This is a genomic window from Paenibacillus plantiphilus, from assembly GCF_927798095.1.
Classification (GTDB): Bacteria; Bacillota; Bacilli; order Paenibacillales; family Paenibacillaceae; genus Paenibacillus_Z; species Paenibacillus_Z plantiphilus.
In genome coordinates this window covers 196,501-208,624 of the sequence record NZ_CAKMMF010000008.1, presented here as the reverse complement: position 1 = coordinate 208,624, position 12,124 = coordinate 196,501, and the positions used below count along the sequence as shown (strand labels likewise).

Here is a 12,124-nt window from a genome sequence, read left to right as displayed (position 1 = left end):
CCAATCCGAGTTCAACAATAATGATCATCCGATGCCATTAATTCACGGCCTATTATTTCTTTCATTTCCGGTTCCGCCGACCGAAGATAGAAATGCCCCCCTGCAAACAGCCGAAGCTGAAAATAGGATGACGTATGCTCGCGCCAGCCCCGAAGCTGATCAAGAGGAACCGCTGCATCCTCGGTCCCGCCGAAGGCTGTAATGGGACAGCCTATTACGCGATCCGTCACATGCCGGTAGGTATCCGAAAGCTTGAAATCAGCGCGCAGAGCGGGAAGCAGCAAACTCCGCAGCTCCTCGCTTTCCCGCAGCCCGCTCCGCGCGCCATTCAACTGCTCCAGGCGAAGGATGAGCTCATCGTCAGACATCGTATGAAAGTGTCCGCTCAGCCGCGGGATGTGGGGGGCCCGAAAGCTGGAGACGAACAAATGCTGCGGCTCTCTCATGCCGCGCCTTCTTAACTCACGTGTCAATTCGAAGGCGATCAGGGAACCGAGACTATGACCGAAGAAAGCAATCGGCTTGTCACTCAGCCCCTGCAGGGCATCCGCCAGACCTTCAATTAGTGCTGGCAAACTATCCATTGGAGCTTCGGCGATTCTCTTCTCCCGCCCAGGCAGACAGGCGGACCATACCTCAACACCGTTCCCGAACGATTGGAACCAGCCGCTGTAGAACGATGCACCGCCTCCCGCATGGGGAAAGCAAATTAAGCGCACGCTTGCTCCCTCATCAGGCGAAGGACAGATCAGCCATTCCACATCAGTGGCTGCCGGCATTTTCCCCACATCTCCTTTATCACGCAAATATTTCATCCCAATCAGCCGTCTCATCCACACTCTGGATGTTCATTCTTGCCAATTTAATAGAGGGATCGTCTCCAAGCTGATTGAGCACATATTCGATTTCGGTCAGGAAAGCATCAATGGACGAAGGATAAAATTTATCGCCGTTATACAGCGTATGAATGGCAATTTCCGACTCCGACTCGTACAAGGAAAACTGCAAATCGTCCTTCACCTTAGACTTGTCATCCTGCACATCGCGGCGGACAGCTCCCCTCCGCTCTTCCTTCAGCGGCCTCGCAGCAATGTCCTGCAGCTTCAGACCATGCGAAGCATTGTTCTGGCCGATCAGCACAATATTGAACAGCGTTTTATCCTCGCCACTCTGCGACCGTGCATCGCGCACGACCAGATCATACGTATATTCCTGATTGGCAAAAGCCTCGTAAGTCCCCGCTGTGACGGATTCGATCACCTCATAGCCGGACGGATTGCCCGACAGGTCTGTGCGCAGCACGACCGGATTGATAAACAACCCGCATACACGCTCCAAATCCGGATGAATGCGCCCGAACATCGTCGAACCGATTGTGATCGTCGTTTGATTGCACCGTTTGGCCAGCCAAATATTCAACCCTGCCAGTACAACAGTAAATATGGAGCCTCCTGTCGCTGCTGCCAGCTGGCGAAGCCGTCCTGCGAGCGGCTGGCCGAAAACATGTCTGCGTGTTGGACTGGCTTCCAGCTCGCTCCGTTCACTAACCGTGAGATTATCGAGGGGCAGCTGCGGCAGCTCCACATCCTCCGACAGCTGGCGTTTCCAATAAGCCCTCTGCTGGTCCAATTCACCGCGCTCCAGTCGATCAGCCTGCCAATGTATAAAATCACGGTACTGTACTACCGGCTGCAGCGCCGCCTCGCCGCCCTGCACCGCAGCATTGTAATAGGCGCCGACATCATCCATTACTACCTGATGCGACCAAGCATCAGCGCCGATATGATGAGCATTGACAATAAGAACATGCCGCTCTGAATCCAGCTTGAACAACGCGATGCGGAAGAAAGGCTCTCCACTGATTGCAAATGGACGGGCTTGCTCCGATGACATGAAGGCTGCAACCTCTCGCATTCCCGCTTCATAGGTTAAGTCCGTCAGATCGCTATAAACAATGTTCGGCAGATGAGTATCCGCTGTTTTCAAATACGGAATCCCGTCCACTTCCTCAACTACCGAGTGCATCATGTCATGCCGCAATGCGGTTCGCCGAAACGACTCCAGGAAAATATCCGTTTGAAGCGGACCTTCCAGCTCTGTCGCCCATACCATTCCAAGCGCCTCATCCTCGGAATATTGCATATGAAACCAGAATCGCTTCTGCGCATGGGACAATTCCACAAGCTCCTCTTGCGGGCGGCTTGGAATCGGTCTCAATGGAGCAGCTGTCGCTGCCGCTTCACTAGCCCCCTTCAAGGCAATAAATCCAGCAATGCTGCCGATCGTTGCATCGCGGAAAAACGTTCGCAACGTCAGCTCCTCGCTAACCTCAAATTCCGCCCGCATACGGTAAACAATTTGTGTGGCGAGCAGCGAGTTTCCACCCAACTCGAAGAAGCTGTCCCTCACGCCGACAGATTGGACGCCCAGCGAGTCGCGCCAGATCCCCGCAATCGCCAGCTCGACCTCTGTCATTGGATGAGCAGTCTCCTCGTTCGCAGGGAGGGCTCTCTCCGGTATCGGCAGCGCTTTGCGATCGATTTTTCCATTTGCGGTAAGCGGAAGCGCCTCTAGAAATACGACATAAAGGGGTATCATATATTCCGGCAGCCTGGACTTTAGCAGCTCGTGAATGGCTTGCGCAGATTGTTCAGCACCCGCAGCCATAACAATATAAGCAGCGATACTGTTCTCGCCTGTCTCTTCCTCAATAATGAGAACGACATTATGCCGAACGTTCGGAAGGCTGTCAATCGTCGCCTCGATCTCTCCAAGCTCGATTCGAAACCCGCGAATCTTCACCTGATGATCGATTCGCCCCATATAGATCAGCTCGCCATTGTCCGTCCAGTATCCGCGGTCTCCCGTCCGATAAATCCGCTCGTCCGGTTCAGTTGGAAAAGGATGCGGCAGAAACGCAGCAGCAGTCTTCTCGGCATCATTGATATATCCCATTCCAAGGCAGCGCCCGGATACATAGATTTCTCCAGGAATGCCGATGGGGACAAGCTCCAGACGATCATCGAGCACATGCAGCTGCGTATTGATTACTGGCTTGCCTATCGGAATACTTGCTATCGACTCATGAGGAGCCGATGCAAGGATATGATGGGTAACATCGTCCGAGCATTCCGTTGGCCCGTAAGCGTTAACGAGCGGAATGTCAGGATAGGAGAGGAACCAGCGTCTAGCAAGCGCAGCCGGAAGCGCCTCTCCCGTTAGAACCAGATAGCGCAGCTCTCTCAGCTTCGGAGCTTCGATAATGCCAGCTTCGATCATGCTGAGGAACGAGCCGAGCATCGAGGGCACAAGCTCAAGAATAGTCAGCCTGTCCGCTTCAGCGCTGTTCATCAACGCCACGACATCCCGGGCGGTCTCATCCGGGTAGACGACCACTGTGCCGCCAGCCATGAGCGGGACAAGACATTGCCAGACAGAGATATCGAAGCTCTGTGAAGCATTCTGGCCGATGATGTCGTTCTCTGTAATTTCCATATCCTTTATTTTGGCAGCGGCGTGGTTGAGCATCCCGAGATGGTACACGCCCGCTCCTTTGGGCAAGCCGGTTGATCCTGAGGTAAAAATAATGTAGGCGGGATCGTCGGGCTCCACCACAACGGCAGCAGCACTAGGCGACAGATCAAGCGCGGACCGTTCCGATAATGCCATTGGATTTACGATCTCAATGTCTCCGCCTGGAAGCTTGTCCTTGCAAGCTTCGGATGCAATGGCCAGTCCAATGTCCGCTTTGGCGATCATATGCTGAATCCGCTGGGCAGGATATGCCGGGTCGATAGGAATATAGATGCCGCCAGCCTTGAACACTGCAATCAGAGCAATCAAATACTGCTCCGAACGATCCATGCAGACTCCCACAGCAGCGCCCTTGCTCACTCCTCTCTCCCGCAGGCAAGAAGCCAGCCGATTCGCCTGCTCTTCCAGCTCGCCGTAAGTCAATGAGCGGCTGCCGCATCGCACAGCAATCCGATCAGCCGTCTCATGCGCCCGAAGGGCAATCATTTCATGGATCGTCCCCGTCTCTGGCAGCGTCCATTGTGTATCATTCCAACGGCGCAGCAGCTCCCGCTCCTTATCCGTCAGAATAGAAAGCTGGCGAATAGCGGTCGCCGGCTCATTCATTGCAGCATCCAGCAGATTGATATAATGCTCCGCCATGCGGCTCATCTGTTCCTCCTGGAAGAGATCAGCATTATATTCAAACATGCAGAACGCATCATTTTCACCCAAATAAATTTCCAGCGACAAATCGAACTTGGATGTCCCCGTGTCCAATAATTCAAAGGAAAACGATAGGCCGGACATGTCCTGTTCGGCAGCCAGCTTGTTCACATTAAACAAGGTTTGGAAGATCGGATGATGGCTCGGATCATGAACGGCATTCCATTCATCGGCCAGCATATTGAAGGGCACATCTCCGTGATCCATAGCCGCCAGCATTCGCGCCTTCACAGTATCCAGCAAATCTGCGAATGGACGGTCGCCTTGAATCTCCGTTCGAAGCGGCAGGGTTCCTGCGAATGTGCCGACTACGTGCTCCAGCTCTCTCCTTGAGCGTCCTGAAGTATTGAAGCCGACGATGATGTCCGAATCTCCTGTATAGCGATTGAGCAGCGCTTGGTAAGCAGTCATCAACGTCATGAAAACCGTCGCTTCCTTATCATTGGCGAAAGCTTTCACACGCTCCAGCAATGGTGCATCCATCGCGAACTTGAACGTTCGCCCTCGATACGTCTGCACGGGAGGTCGTGAAGCCTGAGCAGGAAGCTCCAAGATCGGCAGCACTCCCGCAAGCTGCTCCCGCCAGTAGGCAAGCTGCTTTTCCTTGACCTCCTCCAGAGTCGTCTCCTGCCATGCTGCCGCATCAATATAGTGCAGTCTCTTCTCATCCGCAGCCGCTTCCTCGAACTCGCCAGCGCCACCTAAATGCCGCTCATATGAACGAAGCGTCTCTTCAACAATTCGCATGATGGACAAATAATCGGCGACGATATGATGGACGACAAAAATAATCGTATGCGCCGTATCGCTCTGTCTAACCATCGCTATGCGCACGAGAGGTCCTGCGCTTAAATGGAACGGGGCCCTGCTTGCCGTACGGGCAATACGTTCAATTGCCTCCCCCTGTTCAGCGATTGGTGCATCCTTCACACATACAAGCTCCAGCGGCACATCCATCGTGGCGAGGATGCGCTGGACAGGCTCGCCCTGTCCATTCACCTCGAATATGGTGCGCAGCGATTCATGCCGCTTGACGATATCCCCTAACGACCGATGCAGGAGTTCAACATCAAGAGCCCCAACTAGCCGGACCTGGGCCGCAATGTTATACATAGGCGTCTCCGGCTCCAATTGATCGAAGAACCAGATCGGACGCTGCGCAGCCGAGACAGGGAATGTGTTCCCTGTCCGCTGGATACGCTCAATCGGCTTCATCTCTTCCTTGCGCTTGCTCTGCTTGAGCTTGGCCAGCAGCAGTGCCCGCTGATCCTTCGGCAGCTCATCAAGCCTGTCTTTCCAATGATTCATCATTAACGCTCCATTCCGCCCGAAACTTCTTGAAGCATCCGCTCGATCTCCTCTTCGGACAGCCCTGCCAGTTCATCCAGAAGCGCATCGTCATCCGCCGAGGCATCTGTCAGCTCACCGATCTTGGTCAACATCGTTTCAGCGAATTGTGCAATGCTTGGTCCTGACAGCAATTCCACCACGGTAAAGGAAACACCCGTGTCCTTCTCGAGACGGCTCCTCATCTCCATCGCCAGCATGGAATCGAGCCCCATTGTATTCAAGGACTGCTCCAGCGACAGCTTATCCCTGTTAATGCCCATCACTTTGGAGACGACCTCTATGATCCCCTCTACGATCAGACTCCGCCTTGCATCCATGTCCTGCTCGGTAATAACAGCCAGGAGGAATTCGTCCCCGCTTCTGCTTTCACCTTGACCATCCTCCTGGACGACGTTGCGCGCATTCTCAACCAGCTCTCTCACCATGGCAGGAATCCCGGTCTGATAGTTGCGGTCTGCGACAATCGACCAATCGACCGCAACAACCGTCACATTCGGCCGATCTTGCTCCATTGCCCGTCCCAACGCAAGAAGGCCCTGCTGACCTGAAATCGGGTAATTGCCCCGCTGTTCGAAGAAATCGTTCAACTGCAGCTTCGCCGCCATGCCAACCTCTGCCCATGGTCCCCAGTTGATGCTCAGAGCAGGCAAATCAAGCGATCTGCGATAATAGGCGAAGGCATCCAGGAAGGCATTGCCCGCCGAATAATTCCCTTGTCCGGCCGATGTGAGCTGCGCCGCTACCGATGAGAACATGACGAAGCAATCCAGCGGCTCTCCACGGAGCTGCTCGTGCAGATTCCATACACCTGCGATTTTGGGACGCGTTACAGCTCGGAACGATGCTGCATCCATATTCATTAGCAGCTGAGGCTTGGCGAAGCCAGCCGAATGAAAGACGCCGCGAATAGCTGGCCAGCCCTCTGCCTTGTACTGCTTCAGCCACTGCGCGAAGGCTGCCCCATCCGAAATATCAAAACCTGCGATATGTACGGACGCACCCATCCGTTCAAGCTGGCGCACCGCTTGAATTCGCTCACCGATGACATCACCGGAGTCTATCGCGCTCCATTCACTGCGCTCTGGAAATGTATTCCGGCCAAGCAGAATCAGTCTTCGCGCACCGCGTTCGACTAGCCAACGGGCAACGAGCAGACCGAGACCGCCGAACCCTCCGGTGATCAAATAGCTGCCATCAGCCTTGAACTCCGGCGGAATAGGCGACCCGCAATCGGGCACAGGCTCGAATCGGGCAGCAAAGCGATCCGCCCCGCGATAAGCGAGCTGATCATCGCCCGTCCTTTGCTGCAGCAGCTCATTCTTCAGCATTTCTACCGATTGCGCCTCATTCGCAGCATCCAAATCGACGATGCCGCCCCACAGATCGGCATGCTCTTGATGTCCGATAACCCGGGCCAAGCCCCAGATAGCGGATTGGGCAACAGAAATCGGCTCTGCATTGTGCAGAACTGGCTGTGATCCCATTGTGACAAGCCAGAGCCGCGGCTTCCTCTTCCACTGTAATGAAGCCATCGCCTGCGTTAAATATAGAACGGAGTGGCAGCCTAGTTGTTCCGCCCTCTCCAATTCCTCGCTGCTAAGCTCAGCATTCGCTGCTGCATCCAAGCTCCACATGTGCAAAATGCCAGCAATGGCATCGTTGGTTAAAGTCTGCGGCACATCCTGCAGCAGACGGTTGTATTGCTCCGGCTCCTGCGGATTGATGACAAAGGAGCGATCTCCTCCACTGAAATAACTCTCCCCCGCATGAACCGTGATAACGTTATTCCCAGCCGCTTCAAGCTTGCTTGCGAGCGTATTGGCAGTCTTGTTCTTATCCGCCAGCAGAATCCATGTACCCAAAGCCGGAGCAGTCGCGCTGACATCTTCGGACCGGGATGACGGCAGCTCTTCCGCCGCTGTTTGCTTCCATGTGATACCGTAATAATCCGGCGCTTTGAACGTTGCCGTCTCACGCTGCATCGCGCGAGCGCGGCAGCCGTTAAGCTCGAACCATACACGTCCATCCTCGCCGATGAGCCGAACCGTCGCGACTAATTCAACCTCGTTAAACGACTCCACCTTCGCATGGACCCATAGCTTGCCAGAAGGACGCTTGAACAGCAGAGCGCTCTCAATGCCTGTAGGCATATAAACCGTTGCATCCTCTGGATGCTCCGGAAACGGCATACAAGCAGCCATCGTTTGAAGACAATAATCCAGCAGGACGGGATGAACATCATAATGGTCTAGCGTCGATGACACCTCATCAGGCAGTGAGAGCTCGGCAACGGCCTCCAGCTCACCTTGCCGCAAGCTGTCGATCCCTTGAAAGACTGGACCGTATTCCAAACCGAACAAGCGGAATTTCGGATACAGCTCCGGCTTGTCGAATTGCTTGTCCAAATGCAGCTTGAGCATATCCACCCGTGCTCTGCGCGGTGTCCGAACGAAGCTCGGCCGAATGCGGCCCGACGCATGCAAGGCGCCAATGGCACGCTCCGCGCCGCTTCTCGTGTAAATCTTGAATGCCCCGGTTTCCGCATCCAGCGCAAGTCGCGCCGGCTGAGCGCCCTCCTGCTGCAGGAACATCGCTTTCGCGAATCGAATATCGCTCACATGCACAGCTGGACATTCGCCGAACGTCTCTTGCGCTGCCGCAATTGCTGATTCGATATAGGCCGCTCCCGGATAAACGATACGGCCTGCAATTTGGTGATCCTTCAAGTAAGCAAGCTCGGAGCAATCAATATCCTGTTCCCAGACTGTGGACGTTGCGTCCGCTCGCTTGCCCAGCAGCGGATGCTGCGGAACCCCGGTACGATAGATGCTTGATGATAACGATTCGCTCCAATAGCGCTCCTGCTGCCATGGATAGCCAGGAAGATCAATAAAGCGTCCACTGCTGCCATTTACGGCATTCCAGTCAATCGCAAGCCCATTGGCATACAAGGCTCCTAATGAAAAGAACATTTGCTGCCGTTCTTTCTCATTGCGGCGAATGGAAGGAACAGAAAAGCATGTCCTCCCTTCCTTCGATGCGCACTCCTGAATGGAGTTCCCCAGCACAGGGTGAGGTCCGATCTCTGCATACAAGCGGAAGCCGTCTCCGATCAAAGCCTCCATCGCTTGAGCGAAGTAGACCGGCTCGCGAACATTGCGGAACCAGTAGGCGCCATCCAGCTCAGTTCCATTCACACGGCCTCCCGTTACAGTGGAATAGAGTGGAATGTCAGCTTCTTTCAATTGCAGATCGTCCAGAGACAGCAGCAACTCATCCTTCAGCACATCCATATAATGACTGTGATAAGGCACTTTCACCTGCAAATAACGGACGAATATGCCCTTTTGCTCCAGAGGACGCACAACATTGTCCAGCGAAGCCTCATCGCCCACAATTGTAACGGCATTGGGACTGTTAACCGCCGCGATGGAAACTCTGTCCTCAAAGCCATGCAGCGCTTCACGCGCTTCCGCGAGCGATAGGCCAACCGCCACAAGCTTGCCCTGTCCGGTCGTCGTTTGCTGGAGACGGCTGCGGTGATAGATTACCCGGCACGCATCTTCCAGATTTATTACGCCTGCGGCCAGAACAGCCGCCGCTTCCCCTGCACTGTGGCCTACGATAGCAGCAGGATGAATGCCCCATGATGCCCACAGAGCCGTCAGCGCAACCTGAATAATGAAATTCGCTGGCTGGGAAATTTCTGTCTCTTCCATACGAGAAACATCTTCATTCTTCATCATTTCATCGAGTATGGAGAATCCAGCCTGCTTCTTGAACGCATAATCAGCCTCGACCGCCGCCTTGCGAAACACCGCTTCCTCCGCCAGCAGCTGGCGGCCCATCGCCCACCATTGCGGCCCCATTCCGGTATAGACAAATACGACACCATCGGCGCCATTCTGAGCGCGGCCTTTCCCAATCCCGGGGCCACTCTCTCCGTTCTCCGCCAGCGCCAGTCTCTCCAGCAGCGACTCCTTGCTGTCAAAGCCGATGACAAGCCGTTCAGGATGCTGCTCACGACGCCATACTGCTGTATGCAGCATGTCTTCCAGCCATGATTCGCCAATTCCCTCCTCGCGATTCTCGATGTATTGACGGATGCGGCCAGCCCATTCACGTACCGCTTCTTCACTTTTGCCCGTCAATGGGAGCAGGCGCAGCTCATGAGCCGGTTCTGCCTCTGAAGCCTCTCGTCCCGTCTCCACAGGAGCCGCCTGCAGAACAGCATGGGCATTCGTTCCACCGTAGCCGAAAGAATTGACACCGGCCACTAGCGGCTTCCCGCTGCTGTCATCCAGCCGCTGCAGCTCTGTTGGCACCTGCAATTTCAACGAATTGAAGTCGATATCCGGATTCGCATTCAGGAAATGCAAATGAGGCGGAACGACGCGCTCCTTCAACACAAGCGCCGTCTTGATTAATCCAGCAATTCCGGCAGCCGCTTCCGTATGTCCGATATTCGTCTTGATCGATGATATCCAGCACTTGCTGTCCTCCGCACGTCCTGAGGAAACTACCGTTCCTATGGCATTGGCCTCAAGCGGATCGCCCACAGGCGTTCCCGTTCCATGCGCTTCCATATAGGAGGCTTGTGAAGGAGCCAACCCAGCCTTGGCGAATGTTTCCCGCATTAAAGCGATTTGCGATTCCTTGCTCGGAACTGTAATTCCCGGCGTATGACCGTCCTGATTGACCGCCGTCCCCCGAATTAAAGCATAGACTCGGTCTCCGTCCGCAACTGCCTGCGCGTATGGCTTCAGTACAACAAGCCCAGCCCCTTCCCCGCGCACATAGCCATCCGCCCGATCATCGAACGCTTTGGAGCGACCCGTTGGCGAGAGCATGCCAGCCTTGGATTCCGAGATGAACGGATCCGCGATAATCATCGCGTTAACGCCTCCGGCAATCGCAAGATCAGCATCGCCGCTCCATATGCTCTGACAAGCAAGATGAACCGATACAAGCGAGGAGGAGCATGCTGTATCCAGCGCAATACTAGGACCGCGCAGATCATACAAATAGGATAGGCGCGCAGCAAGCATTGTGAGTGAAACGCCTGTTGCGGTATGAGAGCCAATCTCGTGAAGATTGCTTTCCTTGAAGGAAAGCACCTGATAGTCCATGCAGAAACCGCCGATGTATACCCCAGTCCGGCTTCCAGCAAGCTTGCTTGGCACGATGCCCGCATCCTCCAGCGCTTCCCAGCTTGTCTCCATCAGAATGCGCTGCTGCGGGTCCATATGATTCGCTTCACGCGGCGAGACGCCGAAGAATGCGGCATCAAAGCGGTCAAGCCCTTCAATAAACCCTCCCCACTTGGCATGCGATCGTCCCGTTCGACTCCGATCAGCTCCATAAAAGCTCGACATGCTCCAGCGTTCCTCAGGAATTTCCGTTATCGCATCCGTTCCTGCAAGCAGCATGTCCCAGAACTTCTCCGGCCCATGCGCTCCGCCAGGAAATTTGCAGCCGATGCCAACGATAGCAATCGGCTCCGACGATGCTTGATTGATTGGTTCTTTCATGTCATCCTTCTCCTTTCCCTTCCAAGATCGCTGCCTTATGCCAGCTGTTGGCCCGTCTCGCTCAGTAGCGCCTGCCGCAGATAAACCGCGCCTACTGCCATATCAAATATCGCCATGCCCATCGGATTGAACATAATTGTCTGCTGTGCTGGCAGCGCTGCAAGCACTCCGGCATCTAATAAATCAGCGATGGAGAGCGTATCCTCCTTCTTCAAACCTTTGTGAAGATGCAGCATCTCGATATCCGTTTTCTCCCGGCATACCTCATCCCAATCATCAACGACAATACCGCCCTTGACATCGTCATAAATAGCCGTTGTGTAATCGCGAAGCGACACATTCAGTTGAAGGGAGCCCTGCTTGGGGCTGCGGTCAACATAAGGTTCTTTAGAAACTGTGCAAGTTATGAACACGTCGGCATTGTCGTACGCCGCTTGCCAGCTGTCTACGATGCGAACCTTATCCCTGTAAGCCTCCGGTATATCGGCCTGCGCAATTCCTTTAATATCATAAATAGCAATCTCGGACACGCGATCCCCGATTAGCTCCGCGCACATGCGAAGATGGTATTGTCCGATTGGACCGAAGCCGATAATGCCCACCTTCGCTCCTTGCAGCGGACGAGCCCGATCATATTGACGCAGCATGAAGCCGCTGACCGAGGCCGTTCGTATCATGCTAAGCAGCGCCGTATTAATAATGCCGACCGGTCTTCCCGTATTCGCTTCGTTCAATATGACGACACTATGCGCCCTTGGGATCGACTCCTGAATATTGCTGGGAAAGCTGGCGATCCACTTAATTCCGGCAATATGATAATCCCCGCCCAAATAAGCAGGCATCGCGATAATCCGGTTGCTCTTATCTCCAAATCGCAAATATGGCTTCACCGGCTGCACAAAATCACGATCGCGCATGCAAGCAATTGCCCCTTCGATATGGTGGACCTGCTCCTCCCAATTAACTCCCATAGCATTAATATCCGCTTCATTCAAATACAGCAT

At 54.4% G+C, this 12,124-nt stretch carries 4 protein-coding genes; all 4 read right to left on the bottom strand.

The annotated features are described in order from the left end of the window. Window positions 1-11: 11 nt before the first annotated feature. From L6H65_RS09410 to L6H65_RS09395, 4 genes are read right to left on the bottom strand one after another with little or no spacing between them, the layout of a single operon-like run. On the bottom strand, window positions 12-779 hold the full coding sequence (locus L6H65_RS09410; protein ID WP_236340478.1) for a thioesterase II family protein: 768 nt from the start codon (window positions 777-779) through the stop codon (window positions 12-14). Between the two features lie 19 nt (window positions 780-798). Further along, entirely contained in the window at window positions 799-5,550 is a 4,752-nt protein-coding gene (locus tag L6H65_RS09405) for a non-ribosomal peptide synthetase (protein WP_236340476.1), read from the bottom strand. Then, window positions 5,550-11,120 (bottom strand): type I polyketide synthase, encoded by a 5,571-nt coding sequence (locus L6H65_RS09400; protein ID WP_236340474.1) that lies wholly within the window; start codon window positions 11,118-11,120, stop codon window positions 5,550-5,552. Before L6H65_RS09400 ends, L6H65_RS09405 begins: the two co-directional genes overlap by 1 nt. Before the next feature lie 35 nt (window positions 11,121-11,155). Continuing rightward, window positions 11,156-12,124, bottom strand: a complete 969-nt coding sequence (locus L6H65_RS09395) for a 2,3-diaminopropionate biosynthesis protein SbnB (RefSeq protein WP_236340459.1) — start codon at window positions 12,122-12,124, stop codon at window positions 11,156-11,158.